The organism is Xanthomonas campestris pv. badrii (assembly GCF_012848175.1).
Taxonomy (GTDB): Bacteria; Pseudomonadota; Gammaproteobacteria; order Xanthomonadales; family Xanthomonadaceae; genus Xanthomonas; species Xanthomonas campestris_C.
In genome coordinates, this window is the sequence record NZ_CP051651.1 from 4,608,731 (window position 1) to 4,630,314 (window position 21,584).

General features: G+C 59.8%; 13 protein-coding genes and 2 pseudogenes. 11 read left to right on the top strand and 4 right to left on the bottom strand.

Annotated elements, in window-relative coordinates; translation table 11 throughout:
* Window positions 1–606 precede the first annotated feature (606 nt).
* From HG421_RS19510 to HG421_RS19520, 3 genes are all read right to left on the bottom strand, one after another.
* The gene (locus HG421_RS19510) at window positions 607–2,055 is read right to left on the bottom strand and encodes an XVIPCD domain-containing protein (RefSeq protein WP_169707793.1); all 1,449 of its coding nucleotides are present in this window, start codon (window positions 2,053–2,055) and stop codon (window positions 607–609) included.
* On the bottom strand, window positions 2,052–2,486 hold the full coding sequence (locus HG421_RS21385) for a hypothetical protein (RefSeq protein ID WP_248279421.1): 435 nt from the start codon (window positions 2,484–2,486) through the stop codon (window positions 2,052–2,054). Before HG421_RS21385 ends, HG421_RS19510 begins: the two co-directional genes overlap by 4 nt.
* A 275-nt stretch (window positions 2,487–2,761) precedes the next feature.
* Window positions 2,762–3,451 (bottom strand): hypothetical protein, encoded by a 690-nt coding sequence (locus HG421_RS19520; protein WP_169707795.1) that lies wholly within the window; start codon window positions 3,449–3,451, stop codon window positions 2,762–2,764.
* A gap of 517 nt (window positions 3,452–3,968) precedes the next feature.
* Between HG421_RS19520 and HG421_RS19525 the strand changes: the two genes are divergently transcribed.
* The 9 genes and pseudogenes from HG421_RS19525 (at window position 3,969) to HG421_RS19565 (ending at window position 13,766) form a co-directional block, all read left to right on the top strand.
* Window positions 3,969–4,322: a SymE family type I addiction module toxin gene (locus HG421_RS19525; RefSeq protein WP_169707796.1), complete on the top strand. Its 354-nt coding sequence runs from the start codon at window positions 3,969–3,971 to the stop codon at window positions 4,320–4,322.
* Between the two features lie 55 nt (window positions 4,323–4,377).
* Window positions 4,378–4,893 carry an RNA polymerase sigma factor gene (locus tag HG421_RS19530; protein WP_169707797.1) on the top strand — a complete coding sequence of 172 codons (516 nt, stop codon included), beginning with the start codon at window positions 4,378–4,380 and terminating at the stop codon, window positions 4,891–4,893.
* Window positions 4,894–5,015: 122 nt separating this feature from the next.
* Window positions 5,016–9,818 (top strand): RHS repeat-associated core domain-containing protein, encoded by a 4,803-nt coding sequence (locus tag HG421_RS19535; protein ID WP_248279422.1) that lies wholly within the window; start codon window positions 5,016–5,018, stop codon window positions 9,816–9,818.
* Complete coding sequence (locus HG421_RS19540; protein ID WP_169707798.1) at window positions 9,818–10,255, top strand: hypothetical protein; 438 nt, start codon at window positions 9,818–9,820, stop codon at window positions 10,253–10,255. Before HG421_RS19535 ends, HG421_RS19540 begins: the two co-directional genes overlap by 1 nt.
* A pseudogene (locus tag HG421_RS19545) lies at window positions 10,248–11,201 on the top strand (RHS repeat-associated core domain-containing protein); the annotation flags it as partial. The gene HG421_RS19540 and the pseudogene HG421_RS19545, both read left to right, overlap by 8 nt.
* A complete protein-coding gene (locus HG421_RS19550) occupies window positions 11,198–11,560 on the top strand; it encodes a hypothetical protein (RefSeq protein WP_169707799.1) in 363 nt (120 codons plus the stop codon). The pseudogene HG421_RS19545 and the gene HG421_RS19550, both read left to right, overlap by 4 nt.
* 76 nt (window positions 11,561–11,636) lie before the next feature.
* Window positions 11,637–11,993: pseudogene (locus HG421_RS19555) on the top strand (RHS repeat protein); the annotation flags it as partial.
* A gap of 66 nt (window positions 11,994–12,059) precedes the next feature.
* Window positions 12,060–13,147, top strand: a protein-coding gene (locus HG421_RS19560) for an IS3-like element ISXcd1 family transposase (protein WP_248279424.1) whose coding sequence is annotated in 2 segments (ribosomal slippage) — window positions 12,060–12,312 and window positions 12,312–13,147 — 1,089 coding nt in all. Because the reading frame shifts where the segments join, the coding sequence is not laid out codon by codon here.
* 169 nt (window positions 13,148–13,316) lie between these two features.
* On the top strand, window positions 13,317–13,766 hold the full coding sequence (locus tag HG421_RS19565) for a hypothetical protein (RefSeq protein ID WP_168968124.1): 450 nt from the start codon (window positions 13,317–13,319) through the stop codon (window positions 13,764–13,766).
* A 97-nt stretch (window positions 13,767–13,863) separates the two neighbouring features.
* Here HG421_RS19565 and HG421_RS19570 read toward each other — a convergent pair whose 3' ends face one another.
* Complete coding sequence (locus tag HG421_RS19570; protein ID WP_169707800.1) at window positions 13,864–14,754, bottom strand: hypothetical protein; 891 nt, start codon at window positions 14,752–14,754, stop codon at window positions 13,864–13,866.
* A gap of 358 nt (window positions 14,755–15,112) precedes the next feature.
* Here HG421_RS19570 and HG421_RS19575 point away from each other — a divergent pair, with 358 nt between their 5' ends.
* Window positions 15,113–18,229, top strand: coding sequence for an alpha-1,4-glucan--maltose-1-phosphate maltosyltransferase (locus HG421_RS19575; protein ID WP_169707801.1), 3,117 nt, complete (start codon window positions 15,113–15,115; stop codon window positions 18,227–18,229).
* Window positions 18,226–21,576: a maltose alpha-D-glucosyltransferase gene (gene treS / locus HG421_RS19580; RefSeq protein WP_169707802.1), complete on the top strand. Its 3,351-nt coding sequence runs from the start codon at window positions 18,226–18,228 to the stop codon at window positions 21,574–21,576. Before HG421_RS19575 ends, treS begins: the two co-directional genes overlap by 4 nt.
* Window positions 21,577–21,584: the final 8 nt, after the last annotated feature.

Genomic DNA, 21,584 nt, shown 5'->3' on the forward strand with positions numbered 1-21,584 from the left:
GCCTTGCATAAGATTACTCAGTACAACTAGGCGTTAGAAGAAGTCGCTGAAAAGCCATCAATAATCTTGCTGCCAAAAATGACTCCTGGCGGTCGTTTTGCTATGCCCTCTAGTCGAGGGCATTCTGATATTCGCGCGCTGGAAGGTATGCTAATTGGCTCCGCGTTAAGCAAGAATGCCAATCTTCGCAATGTTAAAGGTACGAAATTACTCAGACAGATGAACGTGCCGGGATTTTTAAATCCGCGTCCCGGCCAAGCGCGTGCGTCGACTGTTCAGGCTTTTAAGCGTGCAATTGGCGTCTAATATTCAGCTCGTGCCCAATGTCGCTCGCGACGATCTAGGTCCGAGTATCAGGCACCAAGATACCTTCCAACTGACGGAACTTAGGCAGCCATGGCACAAAGAATTTTCCTCAGCCATAACCACAGCGACAAGCCGCTTGTGGAAGCAGTTGCAGTAAGACTAGCCAGCATATTTGGCCAAGAGCAGGTGTTCTACGACGCTTCGAAGAACGGGGCCAGATTCACTTAAGCATCAGCCCCGTTCCTTGTCGAGCAAGGGCTGCTAGCCTTTGGTGATTACAAGTGCGGGTACGTCATCGCCTCAAAGTGACGGAACAGGGCCGCGCTGTTGTTGCTCCTGTGAGCGCTGCTGTTCCATCGCCAGCTCTTGCGTGCGCTCGTGCGCTAAGCGCTGGTTGATAGATTCCAGTTGCGTAAAGCTCTCTTGAACGGGCCGCTGCGCTGCATCAGCCGTCGGCATATGGGCGCGCAGCATGGCCGGATCCTTTAAATCGCCTTGTACTACAAACAGGGTTTGCGCAGCGGGCGAGTCTCTGGTCTTTTCGCTGAGCAGCACGTGGTCCACCCGGGTTAGTCCATTGTCTTTGGCTAGCGTCAGCAGACTCGCCGTCATCCGTTCACTGGTCGCGTCAAACGTGCGGCCGTTGGCGGCGTCCAGCTGCTCCACCTTGCTCCGGATCTGCTGATGCATGGCATGGTCCGGGTGCCCCGCTTCCGCAGGTGTCAATGTGCGGCTTGGCCCGTTCGGTGTCGCAAGATTGGGAGAGCTGACGCCGCGTGCGCCAGTGTCCTTAAGCTGGACCATGCCATAGCCGTCCTTGCCAAGGTCAATGATGTTGAAGGTCTTTGCAGAACCGAGGTCCAGCCCGTTGCGCTCCAGCTGTCTTGGGTCCAGGCCCAAGGATTTGAGGTCGATGCGGACTTCCGGGGGCTGGCGGTCATGCGCCAGATGCGCGTAGTTCTGCGCGATGTGACTGATCGGGTTGACGCCATAGTAATTCCGGTAATCGGAGTCGCCATGCGGGCCCAGCGTGCCACGACCGTCGTAGAAGCACTGTTCCACGGACTTTGTCAGCGCATCATTACGTGAGAACGGGCGCGTCGTCAGCTCTTCATACGTCAATCCGTTGGCAAACTGCGGTGGAGCGACCCCTCTATCTACACACCGTGTGGTCGAGCGCTGGAGCAGCCGAAGTTCGACCATTTCATCTGGCATTCCAGGGTTCTGATGCTTGATGCGGTCGTGAAGTGCACGCATGCCTGAAATCTCTGCGAGCGCTTCATCCTCCCGTGTACTATCCAGATAGACGCGTGTTGGCCCAGTAAGGTCGACCTGATCCTCGCGATTCTCATGGGCCTCCTGCATCCGGTTGCCCATGGTCTTTGCGAACTCTGCCAGTGCTTGAGCGCGATGTTCTGCCAGCACACCATGCATCGTTTCATGCCCAAGTACTTCGGTGATGTAATCAAGACGCTGCGCGCCAGTGAAATCGCTAAACGCTGCTGCGCTGATGTTGAGCGTGCCAGCGCTCCCCTTTTTGCCATCCTGGAAATGACCGCCGTTATTCTGTCCATGCGAGACCGCGATCGATCCGATATGCCCCTTATCGATCGCATTGCCAAGCAAGTTTGACAGGTAGGGCGACTCCGATAGTGCTTGACGAATACTGGACTCGGCCTCTTTAGGAAGGCGTGGATCGCTTGCCATCTGTGCCAGCAGGGGCTCGATTCTTGGATCGACACGTATCATGACTTGCCCCCATCGATCTGTATGCCGTAAGCGCATTCGCGCGAGCCACTGTCTTCACTGGTGCGGTAGATCAGCAACGCGACGGAGAAGCCTTGCGTTCCGTCGTTGAGCGGGCGCCAATGCTGCCGCAGCCATCCTCCCTGGAAAGGCCTTTGTCCACCACGCTTGTAACCGGTCTCCTCTAGTTTCCGTGACAGCGTTGTTGCATCCCAAACGCAACGCGAGGTAGGCGTACGCGTTGGGTCGATACCTTCAGGAAAACCGACTGCGACTTCCATACTAGCGAAGATTTTTTCTGCGGGTATATGTGTTGCGTAAAAAGTGTACCCGTCACTCAGGGGAATATTTTTCATGACGTGAAAAGGATGCACAGAGTCTGAGGTGCCGCCGAACTTTGCGCCAAGTGCGGCCTCAAGGCGCATGTAATTCATATCGGCTGGTGACTTGAATCCATCGACAAACCGAAGCAGCCTGGCTTCCAGCTCTTGAGAGCCAATTCTGGGCTTGCTTGACTCCGAGCGATCGCCTGCAGTCGTATGCTGCGCAGTGACTGGTGCTGACGCAGATGGCGTAGTGGAATCTCCTCTAGGATCGGCGCACGCGCCCTGAAGTCCAGCCGCAAGGAGCATCAACGACAAGGAAAAAAAACTACTTCCTGTTCCTGTCTGCCTGGAACGCATAGGCTGTACTCTTCGAGTGACCCATTTCATGGCTTGCCTCCATAGATCTTGACGCCATTAACGCACTCTCGTTGATCGCTTTGGTCGTTGGTTCGATAGATGAGCAATGAGACTGAGAAGATCTGATTTCCGCCGTTGGTTGCACGCCAATGCTGGCGTAGCCATCCACCCTGGAAGGGTCGCTGGCCGCCGCGTGTGTATCCCATGCCCTCAAGCGTTTTGGAGAATGCTTCGGCTTGCCAGATGCAGGTCGACGTAGGCACGCGCATGGGATCGTGGTGGTTAGGCAAAGACACTGCAACTTCGATCCGCGAGAAGCCATCCTTCGTTGGGCGATGTGTCGCGTAGAGCGCATAGCCATCGGCCAGAGCGACGTCTTTTGCTTCGCGCCACGGGTATGCCGGATCAGACGGTGGCCCAAGCTTGATGCCAAGTGCAGATTCCATGCGCGGGTAGTCCAGATCCGCTGGCACTGTCAGACCATCGATGAAGCGCAGTAGCCGGCGCTCCAGCTCTTGCGGAGCGGTGTTGGCAGAGACGGGATCGGCACGGTTATCGGTGCTCTTGCCTTTCTCTGGAGAGGTTGGTGTCGCTGTGGCAGCAGATGGCGTGCCTGCATCCCGTCCTGCTTCACCAGGCGCGTGAGCGCATGCACTTGGCAGCGCTAGTGAAAGCAGCAGCAAAGGGAACAGGCTTCGGAAGCTAACTTTTATCATCGGAATCCTACTCACTCGACATCGCGATGCTGGTCAATTTTTATTCGCACCGTTGGTGTCATGCACTACCGAGTCCGAACGTGAGTGGTGCGATGGCGATGGATAGCGAGGGAACGGAAAGCTATTTGCGTGAAGGTTGGGGTGCGCTTGGAGTAGCAATCTCTCTAGGTTCAATCCAACTCTGACCCTGCTGCCTCACACGTTGACGCAAGGGATCTTCCATCAACGCTTTCCAGATTGCCAGCATCAGCCAGTTGACATGTCACGCAGCGCGTAGCAGTCTTTTCACCAAGGAGCGTAGAAACTCCTCGAACAGCGGTACCCACCTCCGTCAAACCGGTGGGTTTTTTGTGCCTGCAGTGTCTTGCGGGCGCAACCGACGCGATGCCTGCGTCGGGAGGGCGGCTAATACAACACCCACCGGGGAAATACGCCCGCCGACTGTTCGCGGTTTCTAACCTCCCGACATCCCGTCGCCACTCGGCGGCGGGGCCTGTTCGTCAAAGAGGGCTTTGCCATGCGTCGATCCGCGTCCAGTCCCAAGCCAGCACGCAAGCGCGCCACGGTGCCGCCGCCCACTGAGATCGGCTGGCACTCGCTCGACCCCTCGATCACGCCGCGGCGCTACCTCGAGCGCGCCCCCACCCCCGAGCCCCGCCCCGATCCCAACAAGCCGCGCCGCCCAGGCCACCCGCGCGCACCGCAACACTGCACCGTCGGCTACGGCTACTACCCCGACAGCCACCAACGCATCCCCACGCTGCGCCTACGCGGCCGCTGGCTGGAACAACTCGGCTTCACCATCGGCAGCAAACTCAACATAACCATGCGCAACGGCGAGCTGCTCGTCACCGTGGTGCCTTCGGACTGACCAACCTGCCGCGCCCACGCACGGCGAGTGCACCCGCAGGTGGAGAACTCGCATTATGAATGACACCCTGACCGGGACCTTCGGCACCCGCCCTCGCATTTATGCGCGACACCCACGTACGAGATACCACGCATTGGCGCCTACGCGAGGAGCCTGCAGCGGACAGGGCGCGTTTCGACCAGGCCATCGCCTGCTGCATGCCGACCCGTTCGCCTACATGCGTCGGCGCCTGCGTGCCCCCGACACCGCCAACGACCTCATCCAGGAAACGCTGCTCCGCCTGCTGGCCTATCGCGACGCGCCTGACATCGGCAACTACGCGTTGCTGATGTACCGCATTGCCCACAACGTGGAGGTGGGACAGTGGCGCACGCGCCGCCGCCGCCACCTCAACGCTCAGGTCGCACTGGACTCGCACCACTGGCGGCAGATGGTGCCCACGTCGACAAGATCGCTGAAGCCCGCAGCATCCTGCAGCACATGCAAGCCCAGATGTTGCCCGCACCAACGCGCAGATGCCGGCAGGTCTTCGCCCTCAACCGCGTCGACGGCCTCATCTACTCGCGAGTGACCGCAGCCAAGGGCATCTCGATCAAGATGGTGGAAACACACATCAGCTGCGCACTGACTGCGTGCCTAGCAGTGATCAGTTGAAAGCTGGGAGCTCTTGACTCTGTGTTGACAGAGACCGATATGGATGCGAACGTGTGTTCAGCAACTATTGATGCCCGAGAAAAATGCCGCGTCGCTACGCGGTCATTGATATCAGGCATAAATCACGGATCTGGTTCTTTACTTCAAGGAAAGAAGATGGCACTTCTTCATCAATTCCGCTTTCTGCAGGACCGCATATCACCTCAGTCTCATCAGTCGAGCCTTTGGCACAACTTAACAATGTCATTTGTTCTCATGACTGTTTCAGCATGTGCTTGGGCTCAAGAAGTCAAACCTAGATTTTCGGTTTATGACTCACAAGGAGCACACTTCGGCGACTACGCCACTCAGGTCCAGGCCGAGGCTGCAATCAAATTAATTCCTGGTCCGGCTGGTGCGGAAGATCTTTATCAATATGTCGACACCATCAAGGAATCGCATGTTTCTGAGAGTGGCGAGATGGCGGTCACTTATTGGATGGGAGCAGAGAAGGCAAAAGACGAAGGCTGGGTGTACGACGCTGTAGGTGTTACAGATTTACCTACAGAAAAAGCCGCGACAGAAGAGATACTTCGTCAAGTCAATGCAAGAGCGCCACAGTGTGGGTCAGCTGCGACCTTAGCGCCGGCGAGAGATTGGATTCCATCTATCGGCCCATTTCCCGAGTACGACAGAGGAATGGAATATCAGTCAAGGGTGTACCAAGTGGACGCGCCTTATGACGATTGCGAGGATACATACAGATTTTCATCATCAGTCGTTAAGAGAAGGCGGACCCAATGCCCTGAAAAATATACGGAATGGCTTATAAGCGAGCAGGCTTGCGCTAACAAAGATTTCATGGCGACAATTAAAGTGGCTGCGAACCAGTGCGACGCGGACGTTGGTTCCAGCTCAGGGCTTGTCGGAAATCCCTGTGATGTAAAGACTGGTGAAAAATTTCAGATCGAGCGTGACTTTGATCTAGGTTGGATTGATTTTTCACGCTATTATCATTCGGGGATTGCAACTGCTTCCAGTGATTTCGGTCCAGGCTGGTCACATTCCCATGGTCTATATCTTGCAATTCAAGTTTCCTCATTGGGCCTGATAGAGGGGAACGGCTATGCGGTGCCGTTTAGGAAGATTGGAGAAAACTATGAGGCGACCAATGGTTCGGGCGAAAGAATAATCCCGGATGGCGACACTTGGAAGCTGTATAGGCACGACGCCATCTACACTTTCGATGCAAAAGGCCGCTTGTTCTCGCGCATGACTGACGACGGCGCTGGCTTGCTTTACGCCTATGACAGTGACGGACGCCTTAGTAAGATCACTTCTTTGCAGGGGAGATCTGTCGATCTCCGCTACGTGGGCGGCGCTAATAAGGACTTGATCGCTAGCGTTTCATCGGCAGGTGTTCTGCTATCTGCCTACACCTACGATCAGGGTCGATTGAAAAGCGTTACGTTTGCTGACGGTGGCACGCGTGTCTATCACTACGAGGATTTACGTTTCTCTAGACATCTGACAGGTATCACCAATGAAAATGGTCAGCGCTTCAGTACCTACGCGTACGATGACGTAGGGCGGGCGGTATCCAGTCAGCACATCGGTGGGGCAGACGGGGTAGCTCTCGCTTATTCCTCTGCCGGAACGATCGTGACTGATGCATTGGGAGGCAAATCTACCTACGCTATGACCAATGCTGGCGGTCAAGCACCGAAGATTTCCGCAATTACCGATGGCGCGGGAACGGTGAGCTACACCTACTACGATCAATCTGTGGACTACCGTAGAAGGTTGAGCACCATGACGGATCGGCGAGGCATACAGACAAAGCATATCTATTCGGAAACAACCGATAACGGGGTAAGTGTCAGTGTCCACACCATCCAGGAAGCCATTGGGCATCCTCAGCAACGCACCATAACGACAGCAACCGCGACAGGCTCAAATAAAGTCCTCTCGATTCAGCTAGACGGACGCAAAACAACGTACACGCGCAACGCTCGGCTTCAGCCTGTCCTCTTGACAGTAACCAGCCAAGAAGGCCAGAAGCGAGAGCTGGCTTACACGTATTGTGAGGCGTCTGATGTTGCCACCGGTGGTGGTGGCTGCCCGATCCTTGGCTATTTGAAGTCCATCGATGGCCCGCGCACGGATATCGACGACCGTACGACCTACAACTACTACCCCATCGATGCCGCTGGGTGCCAGACTGGCACCGGACCGTGCCCGTACCGTAAGGGCGACCTCAAGCAGATCATCAACGCCCGCGGCCATATCCGGGAGAATCTTAGCTATGACGCAGCGGGCCGCGTTCTTTCTGCCGTTGACGAAAACGGGGTGCTGACCGATTACAGCTACCACCCGCGTGGTTGGCTGGCATCGACCACGGTGCATGGCGCTGCTTCCGGGCAGAATCGCGTCACCACGTTGGAGTATTGGCCCACCGGCTTGGTCAAGCGCATCACCCAGCCCGACGGCAGCTACGCCACGTTTGTCTACGACCAGGCCCAACGCCTCACCGATGTCACCGATACGCTGGGCAACACCCTTCATTACGTGCTTGATGATGCAGGCAATCGTCTGGAGGAGCAGACCAAGGATGCGCAAGGTACGCTCAAGCGCAGCTTAAGCCGTATTTACAACCAATTGGGCCAACTGAAAACGCAGGCGGACGCAGCAGCAAATCCCACCGACTATGCCTACGATGCAAACGGCAACCTGCGCTTGATCACCGACGCATTTGGCCGTAACACCCTGCAAGAGCATGATCCGCTCGGTCGGCTTGCGCGCACCTTGCAGGACGTCGATGGCATCAAGGCCGAAACCAATGTGGGTTACGACACGCAGGATCGCCCCTTGCAGGTCAAGGATCCCAAACGTCTGGACACGCGCTACACGTACAACGGCTTTGGCGATACCCTGAAGCTGACCAGCCCGGACACCGGCGTCACTAGCTATACCTACGACAGCGCCGGCAACCGCGCCACGCAGACCGATGCACGCGGCATCACGTCCACCTATGGCTACGACACGCTCAACCGTGTCCTGAGCATCAGCTACCCAACCACCGCCTTCAATGTCAGCTACACCTATGACGTCACGCAGAGCGTGTGCGCCAGCGGTGAGACCTTCACCGTCGGGCAGCTGGCCAAGCTCCAGGATGGCAGCGGTACCACCCAGTACTGCTACAACCGCTTCGGCGAGGTGGTGCGCAAGGTGCAGACGGTCAACGGCAAGGTGTTGGTGGTGCGCTACGACTACACGCCTGGCGGCCGCCTGCGGTCGATGGTCTACCCTGACGGCACCACGGTCGATTATGTCCGCAACGCGCAAGGCCAGACGACCGAGGTTGGGGTGACGGCACAAGGCGGCAGCCGCCAACGTCTGCTGAGCGGAGCGACCTACTATCCGTTCGGCCCATCTGCCGGCTGGACCTACGGCAACGGCCGCACGTTGGCGCGCATGTACGATCAGGATTACCGCCCACAGAGCATTCAGGACAGCCGCACAGGCGGCCTGGAGATTGGCTTCGGCTTCGACCCTGTTGGCGACCTCACTGACCTGACCCCGGCCGGTAACCCGACGCCAGAGCTTCAACTGACCTACGACGCGCTTGGCCGGCTGACCGCACTCAAGGATGGCAGTACAGGTACCGTGATCGACGGCTATAGCTACGATGGTACGGGTAACCGCATGAGCGCCAAAGTCGGCGGCGCCACGCAGGTCTACACCTATCCAACGACCAACCACCGCTTGAGCGCAGTCGCAGGCGTGGCACGCACCTACGACAAGATGGGCAACACCCTCACCATCGGCGGCAAGGCACGCGAGTACCTGTACGACACCACGGGCCGCATGACCCAGGCCAAGCGCGCAGGCGTCGCAGTCATGAACTACCGCTACAACGGCCGAGGCGAGCAGGTACGTCGCTACCTGGGCACCACCAACACCTATACGCTCTACGACGAGGCCGGCCACTGGCTCGGCGACTACGACACTAACGGTGCACCCAAGCAACAAGCGATCTGGCTGGATGACCTGCCGGTGGGCCTGTTGGCCAACGGCGGTCAACTGCACTACATCGAACCCGACCACCTCGGCAGCCCGCGTGTAGTCGTGGATGCCGCCCGCGACGTTGCCGTGTGGAACTGGAGCCTGAAGGGCGAAGCCTTCGGCAACACAGCACCCAACCAGGATCCGGATGGCGATGGCACCGCGATGGTGGTTGACATGCGTTTCCCGGGGCAGCGCTACGATGCGGCCAGCGGGTTCAATCAGAACTACTTCCGGGATTACGATGCGGCTACAGGTCGGTATGGGCAGAGTGATCCGATTGGGCTTAACGGCGGAATTTCCACTTATCAATACGCCTTAGGAAAACCCCTTGTCGCTTCTGACAAGTTTGGTCAAAAAACATACGTCATCGTTACCCGCGATCTTGGGATCGGCTCGCACACTGCCATGTTAATAGATTCAGAAAACGGAGCCCCCCCATTTCTATATGATCCCGCCGGGTCCTATATGGGAGAAACTAGAGGTAGTGGCGGAGTCTTTGAAGGTGTTGATGGAGGGGCTAGCCTTAGAAGTTACGTTGATTACCAAAAGAGTACAGGAAGTAGCGTTGAGGTAATCGTTCTTAATACTACCGCAAGCCAAGAGAGAAGATTTAAAATGGAAGCAGAAGAGCTCGGCGATAGCAGAGGTTTTTCTTGTGCCTCCTCGATCTCTTCCGTAATGTCAGGATATTGTGGGGTTGTAAACCATACGATTTTTCCTGGGCGATTGGCAGATATGCTGAACGAAGCCCGAAATAAAGAAAGGTCTGAGTCATGTGTAGATGGGGGAAAGTGATGTCATTACCTCAAAAGTTAGCTTGGGCGGGGATTTTTTTCTCCGCGATGTATTTACTTTTCTCTTTGATGTGGCCATACAGCGTCTCTTTTATAGTCAAAAACAATGAGATGGCAATTAACTACAAATTAATATTTTCATTTCTTTTGATCTTTATTCCTTACCTGGTTTTCCGAACGTCTCGCACAGTCTTAGGGGCCGTAGGTGTCGGGATTTTTATAGGTGGTTTATGTGGGCTGGCAGCAATACTAATTGTTTCAATCGCATCATCTGGATACACTTCGCTGATAGGTGAGATGAAACGTAGCGGAGTTGGGAATTGGTTTGTCTTGCATTTCATGATCGCCATAGTTCTTGGTGGCTGGACGGTTGGAGGCATGATCGGTTTAGTTGTAGGTATTAATTTCAAGAAAACCAAGAGCGGTGTCAGGTTCTAAGGCACGCGAGTACCTGTACGACCCCACCGGGCGCATGACCCAGGTCAAGCGCGCAGGTGTCGCAGTCATGAACTACCGCTACAACGGCCGAGGCGAGCAGGTACGTCGCTACCTGGGCACCACCAACACCTATACGCTCTACGACGAGGCCGGCCATTGGCTCGGCGACTACGACACTAACGGTGCACCCAAGCAACAAGCGATCTGGCTGGACGACCTGCCGGTGGGCCTGCTGGCCAACGGGGGTCAATTGCACTACATCGAACCCGACCACCTAGGCAGCCCGCGTGTGGTCGTGGATGCCGCCCGCGACGTTGCCGTATGGAACTGGAGCCTGAAGGGCGAAGCCTTCGGAAACACCGCGCCCAACCAGGATCCGGATGGAGACAGCACTGCGATGGTGTTCGACATGCGTTTCCCAGGGCAGCGGTTTGATGCGGCCAGCGGGTTCAATCAGAACTACTTCCGCGATTACGATGCGGCGACTGGTCGGTATGGGCAGAGTGATCCGATTGGCTTAAGAGCAGGAGTTGGTACATACGTTTATGTTAAAGGAAGCCCAGTTAGCCACCTAGATCCTTCTGGTCTTTGTGAAGATAAACCAAAGGAAGACTGTCTTGATGCTGCTCTAAGTACTTACTCTATGGAAGAGTCAGTTAATTCGATTGTGGGATTTGGCGCCGGTTCCGCAATCTTTGGTGGATCGGCGCAGGTGGTCAATAAGTCAGCAATTAAGCCGCGTGGTGGGGTGGCAGGTGGAGGTCCCAGCGGGCGTTACACGAGTTACTCCAGACGCTACCTGGGAAATGGGGTCGGGAGAACTATTGGTAGACTCGGAATAGGAACGGTAGTTAAGAGGGCAGGTATTATTGGAGCAGGGATTGGTGCAATAACAGAGCACGTTGAAGCATTGAATGCTTTTGTAAAATGTCGAGGTGCTCAGTGATCGACCATTCTGCTAGAAATATCGGAGTTGAGTTGCTGCGGAAGCTAGATGAAAACCGACTTTACTCAAGTGAATTTGAGGGAAATTGGCCGAAAAAAACTGAGGATAATGCGGTTAGGTCGATCGGGTACTGGATATGGACTTTATTTGACGACGAAAATGAGTGTATTATTGAAATAAAAGAAAACTCGGAAGAAAAATCCATTCTGAAAAACTCAATAGAGTTTTTAAATTCAGATCGAATTTTTCATCCCAGGGTGCTCGTAAAATATGAAAAGATGAAAAAAATTATTTTTGAGGGCACAGAATGGTTAGGATGCGAATTGCCTTGGCATAAGAAATGGCCTTTTCCTGAGTAGATAATTCATTCAGAACTGTGGAGGGGCCTACTGTGGAGGGCCTTGGAAGATGAATTGGCATCGATCCAATCGGTACCTCACCGCTCTGACCCCGGCCGGCAACCCGACACCGGACTTGCGACTGGACTACGACGCCCTGGGCCGGCTCACCGCGCTCAAGGATGGCGCTACCGAGGCGGTGATCGACGGCTATAGCTACGATGGCACCGGCAATCGCCTGAGTGCCAAGGTCGGCGGCGCCACCCAGGCCTACACCTATCTGACGACCAACCACCGCCTGAGCGCAGTCGCAGGCGTGGCGCGCACCTACGACAAGATGGGCAACACCCTCACCATCGGCGGCAAGGCACGCGAGTACCTGTACGACACCACGGGCCGCATGACCCAGGCCAAGCGTGCAGGCGTCGCGGTCATGAACTACCGCTACAACGGTAATCCCCCCACAGGTTAGCTGACGCCAGAAGTGGAATTTTCTCGTACCCTTTTCCGAGGAGGTTCCATGAAGACATCCCGCTTCACCGACAGCCAGATCATTGCCGTCCTCAAGCAGGCCGAGGCCGGTACATCCGTGCCGGAGTTGTGCCGGGAACACGGCATCAGCTCGGCGACGTTCTACAAGTGGCGCAGCAAGTTCGGCGGCATGGACGCATCGCTGATGTCCCAGCTCAGGGAGCTGCAGGACGAGAACCGGCGCCTGAAGAAGATGTACGCCGATGCCCAGCTCAGCGCCGACCTGCTGAAGGAGGCGATGGCAAAAAAATGGTGAGGCCATCTCAACGCCGGGAGATGGCCCGATGGGCCGTAGATGGTGGCCACACGAGCATCCGGCATGCCTGCCGGACCTTTGCGGTGAGCGAGACCTGCTTTCGCTATCAAGCCAAGGCCAGCGAGGAGAACGCCCGGATTGCCGATTGGCTGGTGCGGTTGACCACAACCTATCGTGATTGGGGGTTTGGCCTATGCTTTCTGCACCTGCGCAACGTGAAGGGCTTCGGCTGGAACCACAAGCGGGTGTACCGCATCTACCGGGAGCTGGAGTTGAACCTGCGGATCAAGCCGAAGAAACGGCTGGTTCGCGAGCGGCCAGAGCCGTTGGCGGTGCCGGAGACGATCAACCAGGTCTGGTCGATGGATTTCATGCACGACCAGCTGGCCGACGGCCGCAGCTTCCGGTTGTTCAATGTGCTCGATGACTTCAACCGTGAGGGTCTGGGCATAGAGGTCGACTTATCGCTGCCATCGGCCCGGGTGATCCGCTCGTTGGAACAGATCATTGACTGGCGCGGCAAGCCAAACGCCATTCGCTGCGACAACGGCCCGGAGTACATCAGCGGCGCGCTGCTAGCTTGGGCACAGCAGCGCGGGATTCGGATCGAGCACATCCAGCCAGGCAAGCCGCAGCAGAATGCCTATGTCGAACGTTACGACCGCACCGTCCGCTACGCCTGGCTGGCCACAACGTTGTTCGACACCATCGAGCAGGTTCAGGACAAGGCCACGCGCTGGCTATGGACGTACAACCATGAGCGCCCCAACATGGCGCTCGGCGGTATCACGCCAGCAATGAAATTGGCGATGGCCGCCTAGCTCCACTTTTGGCGAGCGCTAAAAGCGGGGGGATTACCCGGGGAGCCTGATTACCCACGGGTTTCTCGGACAGGTCACTATGTGGACAACCGCCATTTCCTCCGACACGGTCATAAAGTAGTTCAACGCACTATGCTGATGAGGACCTGTATTCGATAGCCTTGCAAAAATGGAAGCGCATGACGACCGACGCCACCACCTGCTCTATCGCGCGGCAACACATTCAGGAGCACATGGTCGGCCTGCTAACGGCGCGGCGTTGCAGCTAATTCTGGAGAGTGTGATCGAAGCAGAACGAGAGTATTTTCCTGACCATGCCAGTTATGAGGCCGTGGTGCACCTGGAGTCCTGCGCGGCCTGCCAGGCATGGCACGATGCTTGGTTGGATGCGCGCTCTCCCGAGCGCGTGGCTCAGCGCGACCGGCTCGACAAGTACTGTTGCAGCCAAATGTTCAGTGCGGTGACAGACGATGGGGCCGACGTCCGCTTTGCATTTGAGTTGTTCAGAAGCGACCCATGCTGGTCGATCAGCGGCCAGCCCGTGTTCGCGCGGTTCTGTCCTTGGTGTGGGCAGCAACTTCCGCAGCACCCATTCGAGGACGACGACGCGGCGTTTTAAAAGGCATATCCAATCCAGGCAACATCGTCCAACCCTGCAGCAGGGTGACTGCGTTAGAAGAGTCCTGTCGATGCAGTCAGGATGGCGATGCACCGCCTCACCGGCAGCGATCAAACGTCCTGACCCGCGTCTGCTCGGCAATGATCAGGCGTGATTCCATATCGCTCAGCATGAAGACGGCGGGGACTTCCTTGTGTGGCGGTTTCGCCGAAGTGGTGATGATCCGCCAGGCCCAGGGAGTTTGCGCCAGCAAGGTGATCGAGGCAGGCCACAGTTGCTCGCCTTTGCCGGTCATGCGATTCCACTCCACTGTGAGGGTGTGCTTGGGATCGGCCGCGTCCGGATCGCCGCATGCAACGCCGGCAGTGACCCATGTGCCAAGCACCGGCTCCGGGAAATTGGCCGTTGAGGAGTTCCGTTCGTAGCGCTCGCCCTGCGCGACTCGCGTCAGGCTGCCGCGCTTCCAGGTGAAGGCCCAGGTGTAACGGCCCGGTGCAGGGCAGCGCTCCGATCCGTCCGCATTGCGCAGTTCCCGCTTGCAGATGGAAGACTGCCTCTGTACGACAAAGGTCACATCAATGCGATTGCCGGAAATCGCCAGATCCATGACTTCGCCAGGAATTTGCTCGGTTGCATCCGGGGTATAGCCGGTCTTGCGCGCCCTGATTTCCCACTGGTCCGCGCTAGCGCCAAGGGTGGGTGTCTTTCTGGGAATGAGTTTGCTGAGGACCGTGATGCCGTTGGGGCAGTCTACGGTGGATCCTGAGCAATAGGATGAGTTGAGGTAGACGATTTCATCAGTACCGTCCTGGTCCAGATCGGCGACTTGCAGGGAGCCCACATAGTCCTCTTTCACAATGTCGTCGTTGACGCTGAAGTCCTGCCAAAGCGTTGCAATCTCGTGTGCGCGCCTTGATTCCAGCTTCGGCTCCCTGGCTTGTGCAACCGCGGCGATGATCACAAACGCCATCGCGACATAGCTCCGCATCCGTGCGCTCCTTGCAGGGTGAGCGCTCAGCTTACTGCATCGCAAGGTCTCGGAACGCGAGAACGTCGTCTGGCCGCGGCTGCTACCTCACGCTTGTTGGATTTTCGTCAATTCCACCGACACATGAAATTCGCAACGGGGGTGTTTGACTGCATGGGTCAAGAATCGTTGCGGAGTTGCGCATGAGTGCAGTCACGGTAGGCAGGATCGTCCCGGTGTCGTGCGGGCAAGGGGTGATCCGGGCAAGTGTTGGACTGGTGCGCCGTACGGCTGCGCCAACGCCGTTACAGCGCGGGGGACAGCGCATGGGGTCCTTCGTCACGGTGCGTTCGCGCGCCGTTGCCGGCTAGGGGGCGCCATGCGGATCTGTGTTCTCAACGACGCAACTGAGGCGTCCAGCGGGCTGGAGCAGCGCTGCGCGGCTGCACGCGATGCCGGCTGCGACTATGTGGTGATGGCAGCGCCGTTCGCGCGCGATGCCGAAGGCCGGTTGATGGAGCCCACCGGCGGAGACGACGCGCACGCCGGGCGCCTGCGCGGGGCCGTGCAGGCCGCGCAGCAGGCCGGCGTGACGCTGTTGATCGATGTGCGGCTGGACGAGGTTGGCGGTGCCAGCGCAGTGGTGCGCGATAACCCGCAGTGGTTCCGGGCGCGGAGTACGGCGGTGCCGGACCCGCGCCAGCCACGGGCCACGCCCGAGGTGGCCGAGGCACGCTTCAGCTATGCGCAGGAGGGTGCGGCTCTGGTGGAATGGTGGAGCGCACGGCTGCTGGAGTGGGCCGGGCAGGGCGTGGGTGGCTTCCGCTTGTTACAGCCGCAGCAGGTGCCGGCACAGCGCTGGCATGAGTTGATTGCGCGGGTGCATGCGCAAGCGCCGGAGGTGGTGTTCGCCGCGTGGACGCCGGGTCTGGGACTGGAGGCCTTGCAGCAGCTGTCCGGCGCCGGCTTCGATGCGGCGTTCTCTTCGCTGGCCTGGTGGGATGGGCGCGGCAGTTGGTTCTTTGAAGAAGACATGGCATTGCGCGCAGTGGCAGCGCAGGTCGTGGCGGTACTGGATGCGCCCGACGGCAAGCGTGCCGCAGCGCCGGAGCAGCACTGGCAGCTGGCCCAGGCGCTGGGTGGCGCGTGGTTGCTGGACGAGACGCAGCTGCACGCCTTGCCGCAGTCCCTGCGCAGCGGCGAGCGGCTGCCGGGTAGCAATGCCGGCCTGCGGCTGCGCCCGCTGCTGCGCGAGGCGACCGGACTGACCGCGGTGGCGGTGGAGCCCCTGGGCGGCGCACCCTCCTTGTTACTGATCAATGGCGATACGCGGCATGTGGTGCCGGTGTCGGCCTCTGACCTGTTGCGGTTGCTGGGCGATGCCGAAGCGCTGGTGGCCGACGATGGGCGCACCCTGTCCGGCACCACGCTGGACGCGCTGGAGCCGGGCGAGGTGCGGGTGTATCGCAGCGTGCCGGCACGGCATGTGCTGGCGGTGCCGCGCATGCGTCCGCGCGCGCAGACCGCCGGGACCTGGCCACGTGTCTGTATCGAGTCGGTAACGCCGTCGGTGGATAACGGCCGCTTCCCGGTCAAGCGCACCGTGGGCGACCGGATCTGCGTGGAGGCCGATGCATTCTGCGACGGGCATGACCGCATTGCGGTGGCGGTCCTGTGGCGTGCCGCCGATGCCAAGAGCTGGGCCAGCGCACCGATGCGCGCACTGGGCAACGACCGCTGGCGTGCGGAGTTCCCGCTGGAGCGTATCGGCACCTACGAATTCCGCGTGGAAGGCTGGCGCGATGTCTTCGCCACCTTGCATGCGGATCTGGAGAAGAAGCGCGCGGCCGATACGGTGCTGCCGGTGGACGTGCAGGAAGCCGTTGCGGTGATCGAGGCGGCGCATGCGCGCAGCGAGGGCGAACTGGCAGCGCAGCTGCAGGACCTCCTTACCCGCATCGGTGCACAGGGCGAGCCGCTGCAGCAACTGGCCATCGTGCTGGAGCCGGACACCGCGCAGGCGATGGCGCTGGCCGACGACAAACCGTTCCGCTCCGAGTACCCGGTCACCTTCCGGGTGGAATCGGAGCGTCGCGCGGCGCACTTCGCCAGTTGGTACGAGTTGTTCCCGCGTTCGCAGAGCGGCGATGTGGCGCGGCACGGCACCTTCGACGATGTGATCGCGCGGCTGCCGCATATCCGTGCGATGAATTTCGATGTGCTGTACATGCCGCCGATCCACCCGATCGGCCTGAGGAACCGCAAGGGGCGCAACAATTCGGTGACCGCGGTCGACGGCGAGCCGGGCAGCCCGTATGCGATCGGGGCCAGCGATGGCGGGCACACCGAGGTGCATGCCGAGCTCGGCGGGCTCGAGGGCTTCCGCCGCTTGATCCAGGCCGCACGTGGGCAGGGGCTGGAGGTGGCACTGGATTTTGCGATCCAGTGCGCGCCCGACCATCCATGGCTGAAGGAGCACAAGGACTGGTTTACCTGGCGTGCGGACGGTTCCATTCCGTATGCGGAAAATCCGCCGAAGAAGTACCAGGACATCGTCAACGTCGATTTCTATGCCAGCGGCGCGGTGCCGGAGTTGTGGAACACGTTGCGCGATGCGGTGCTGTTCTGGGTCAACGAAGGCGTCACGCTGTTTCGCGTGGACAACCCGCATACCAAGCCGTTCCCGTTCTGGGAGTGGCTGATTGCCGATGTGCGCGGGCGCCGGCCGGACGTGGTGTTCCTCTCGGAGGCCTTTACCCGGCCGAAGATGATGTATCGCCTGGCCAAGTGCGGCTTCTCGCAGTCGTATACCTATTTCACCTGGCGCAACCACAAGCACGAGTTGCAGGAGTACGTGCAGGAGTTGAACGAAGGCGTGCCCAGCGAGTGCTTCCGCCCGCATTTCTTCGTCAATACGCCGGACATCAACCCGTTCTTCCTGCAGACCAGCGGACGCAACGGCCATCTGATCCGCGCAGCGCTGGCGACCACCTTGTCGGGGCTATGGGGCATGTACCAGGGCTTCGAACTGTGCGAGGCCACGCCGCTGGCGCCGGGCAAGGAAGAGTATCTGGACTCGGAGAAATTCCAGCTGCGCGCCTGGCCCGAGCGTGCGCCCGGCGACATCGTCGATGAGATCACCCGCTTCAACCAGCTGCGCCGCATGCATCCGGAGCTGCAGTCGCACCTGGGCACGCGCTTCTACCAGGCACATAACGACCAGGTGCTGTATTTCGGCAAGTTCCTGGATGCCGGCTACCTGTCGCGCAGCCGCACCATGGTGCTGGTGGCGATCAACCTGGACCCGCACGCGGGGCAGGACGCGGATATCGAAATCCCGCTCTGGGAGCTGGGCCTGCCCGACCACGCCAGCGTCGCGGTGGACGATCTATGGGACGGGCATCGCTTCACGTGGCACGGCAAACACCAGCACATCCGCTTAGAGGCGACGCGGCCGTTCGCGTTATGGCGCATCCGCGCAGGAGAGGTCGCATGAATGCAGTTGCAGCGTTACAGGCCGATGCAGAGCAGTCGGCGGTGGTCGCCGACCAGCGCTGGTACAAGGACGCCATCATCTACCAGGTGCACGTCAAGTCGTTCTTCGACTCCAACGACGATGGCATCGGCGATTTTCCGGGGTTGATCTCCAAGCTGGACTACATCGCCGAGCTCGGCGTGGACACCATCTGGCTGCTGCCGTTCTACCCCAGCCCGCGCCGCGACGATGGCTACGACATCGCCGAATACATGGCGGTGCATCCGGACTACGGCAGCATCGAAGACTTCGAGCAGCTGGTGGCGCAGGCGCATGCGCGCGGCATCCGCATCGTCACCGAGCTGGTGATCAACCACACCTCCGACCAGCACCCCTGGTTCCAGCGCGCACGCAATGCGCCAGCCGGCTCGCCGGAGCGCGACTTCTACGTGTGGTCGGACACCGACCAGGAATACGCCGGCACGCGGATCATCTTCTGCGATACCGAAAAATCCAACTGGACCTGGGACCCGGTGGCCGGCCAATACTTCTGGCACCGGTTCTATTCGCATCAGCCGGATCTGAACTTCGACAACCCCGCGGTGCTGGAAGCGGTGCTGGAGGTAATGCGCTTCTGGCTGGACCGCGGGGTCGACGGGCTGCGCCTGGATGCGGTGCCGTATCTGATCGAGCGTTCGGGCACTTCCAACGAAAACCTGCCCGAAACCCACGCCATCCTGCGCAAGATCCGCGCCACCCTGGATGCCGAATACCCGGACCGCATGTTACTGGCCGAGGCCAATATGTGGCCGGAAGACACCCAGCAGTATTTCGGCCAGAACGCCGACGAATGCCATATGGCGTTCCACTTCCCGCTGATGCCGCGCATGTACATGGCGATCGCGCGCGAAGACCGCTTTCCCATTACCGACATCATGCGCCAGACCCCGGAGATTCCGGAGAGTTGCCAGTGGGCGATCTTCCTGCGCAACCACGACGAGCTGACGCTGGAGATGGTCACCGACTCCGAGCGCGACTACCTGTGGCAGACCTACGCCGCCGACCGCCGCGCCCGCATCAACTTGGGGATTCGTCGCCGGCTGGCGCCATTGCTGGAACGCGACCGCCGCCGTATCGAGTTGATGACCTCCCTGCTGCTCACCATGCCGGGCACGCCAGTGCTGTATTACGGCGATGAAATCGGCATGGGCGACAACATCCATCTGGGCGACCGCGATGGCGTGCGTACGCCGATGCAGTGGTCGATCGACCGCAACGGCGGCTTCTCGCGCGCCGACCCGGCGCAGCTGGTGTTGCCGCCGGTGATGGACCCGCTGTACGGCTTCCAGGCCGTCAATGTGGAAGCGCAGATCCGCGACCAGCACTCGCTGCTCACCTGGACCCGCCGCGTGCTCAGCGTGCGCAAGCGCTATCAGGCCTTCGGCCGCGGCACGCTGCGTTTCCTGTACCCGGGCAACCGCCGCATGCTGGCCTACCTGCGCTGCTACCAGGATGAAACGGTGCTGTGCGTGGCCAACCTGTCGCATACGCTGCAGGCGGTGGAACTGGATCTGTCCGAGTTCGAAGGCCGCGTGCCGGTGGACATCATCGGCGGCGGCAGCTTCCCGCCGGTCGGCCGGCTGACCTATCTGCTCACCGTGCCGCCGTTCGGCTTCTATGCCTTTCAGCTGGTCAGCGAAGGCACCTTGCCGGATTGGCACGTGCCCAGCCCGGTGCCGTTGCCGGATTACCGCACGCTGGTGTTGCGCAGCGATACCGACGAGAGCAACGCCTTGCTGCCGCATCTGGCGACGCTGGAAAGCGAGATCCTGCCGGCCTGGTTGTCCGCGCGGCGCTGGTTCTCGGCCAAGGACCAGGCACTCGAGCACGTGCGCATTTCGCGCCGCACGCCGCTGCCGGGCGATGAGCCGATGAACCTGCTGGAGCTGGACGTGGAGCTGGAAGACGGCCACCACGAGTGCTACATGCTGCCGGTGGGCATCGTGTGGGAGCGCGAGCATCCCAGCACGCTGGCCGAGCAGCTGGCATTGGCGCGCGTGCGCCAGGGCCGCGAGGTGGGCTATCTCACCGATGCGTTTGCGCTCAAGCCGATGGTGCGCGGGGTGATCGATGCCTTGCGCACCCATGCGACGCTGGACTTCCGCGATGGCGATGATCCTTCGCAGCAAGGCCAGGTGCGATTCGAAGCGACGCCGGCGCTGGCCAGGCTGGAGATCCCGGACGACCCGGACATCCGCTGGCTGTCGGCCGAACAGAGCAACAGCTCGCTGGTGGTCGCCGACAAGGCGGTGTTCAAGCTGCTGCGGCATGTGGCCACCGGCGCCAACCCGGAGATCGAGATCGGCCGCCGGCTCACCGAAATGGGCTATGCCAACGCTGCGCCGTTGCTGGGCAGCGTGAGCCGCATCGATGGCCAGGGCACCGTCACCACCATCGCGCTGTTGCAGGGCTTCATCCGCAACCAGGGTGATGCCTGGCGCTGGACCCTGGATCATCTGGCGCGCAGCTTCGACGAGTACGCCACCGCGCAGACCGATGAGGCCCGCGCCGAAGCCATTGCCGGATATGACGCGTTCGCCGCGGTGGTGGGCAAGCGTCTGGCCGAGTTGCACGAGGCGCTATCGCGCGCAACCGACGATGCCGACTTCGCCCCGCAGCGCATCGACCTGCCTACCGCCAACGATGTGGTGGCAGGCGTTGCGCGGCAGGTGGAGGAGATGTGGGAAACCGTCAACGCGCGCCTGGCCGCCAGCGAGGAGCCGGCCGAACGCGAAGCGCTGGACGCCATCCTGGCGCAACGTCCACAGCTGGACGCGCTGCTGGCCAAGGCGCCGAGCGTGCTGGCCGATTCGCTGCTGACCCGTGTGCACGGCGACTTCCACCTGGGCCAGATCCTGGTGGCCTTCGACGATGTGGTGCTGATCGACTTCGAGGGCGAGCCGGCCAAGCCGCTGGCCGAGCGGCGCGCCAAGGCCAGCCCGTTGCGCGACGTGGCCGGCTTCCTGCGCTCGCTCGATTACGCCAGCGAAGTGTCGGCGCGTGGCGAGGAGGGTACGGCCGCGCGCGCCGGGGTGGGCGTGGACACGCATCTGGACGAATTCCTGGTGCAATTCCGCCGCCGCTCCACACAGGCCTTCCTGGACGCTTACCATGCCGTGCTCGACGCCAGCGCCCATCCGTGGATCGCGCCGGCGGCGTTCAACGCCGCCACCTTGCTGTTCCTGGTGGAGAAGGCCTGCTACGAAGTGCGCTATGAAGCCGCCAACCGCCCCGGCTGGTTGATGGTGCCGATCGAAGGTTTGCGACGCATCCTGCAACGCGCACGCGCCGGTGCAGGAGACACATGATGAGTGGA

What these genes read in the sequence shown, in the direction of transcription:
- HG421_RS19510 (WP_169707793.1), bottom strand. Translation starts at nt 2,055, where the DNA reads ATGATACGTGTCGATCCAAGAATCGAGCCCCTGCTGGCACAGATGGCA.
- HG421_RS21385 (WP_248279421.1), bottom strand. Translation starts at nt 2,486, where the DNA reads ATGAATTACATGCGCCTTGAGGCCGCACTTGGCGCAAAGTTCGGCGGC.
- HG421_RS19520 (WP_169707795.1), bottom strand. Translation starts at nt 3,451, where the DNA reads ATGATAAAAGTTAGCTTCCGAAGCCTGTTCCCTTTGCTGCTGCTTTCA.
- HG421_RS19525 (WP_169707796.1), top strand. Translation starts at nt 3,969, where the DNA reads ATGCGTCGATCCGCGTCCAGTCCCAAGCCAGCACGCAAGCGCGCCACG.
- HG421_RS19530 (WP_169707797.1), top strand. Translation starts at nt 4,378, where the DNA reads ATGAATGACACCCTGACCGGGACCTTCGGCACCCGCCCTCGCATTTAT.
- HG421_RS19535 (WP_248279422.1), top strand. Translation starts at nt 5,016, where the DNA reads ATGGATGCGAACGTGTGTTCAGCAACTATTGATGCCCGAGAAAAATGC.
- HG421_RS19540 (WP_169707798.1), top strand. Translation starts at nt 9,818, where the DNA reads ATGTCATTACCTCAAAAGTTAGCTTGGGCGGGGATTTTTTTCTCCGCG.
- HG421_RS19565 (WP_168968124.1), top strand. Translation starts at nt 13,317, where the DNA reads ATGGAAGCGCATGACGACCGACGCCACCACCTGCTCTATCGCGCGGCA.
- HG421_RS19570 (WP_169707800.1), bottom strand. Translation starts at nt 14,754, where the DNA reads ATGCGGAGCTATGTCGCGATGGCGTTTGTGATCATCGCCGCGGTTGCA.
- HG421_RS19575 (WP_169707801.1), top strand. Translation starts at nt 15,113, where the DNA reads ATGCGGATCTGTGTTCTCAACGACGCAACTGAGGCGTCCAGCGGGCTG.
- treS (WP_169707802.1), top strand. Translation starts at nt 18,226, where the DNA reads ATGAATGCAGTTGCAGCGTTACAGGCCGATGCAGAGCAGTCGGCGGTG.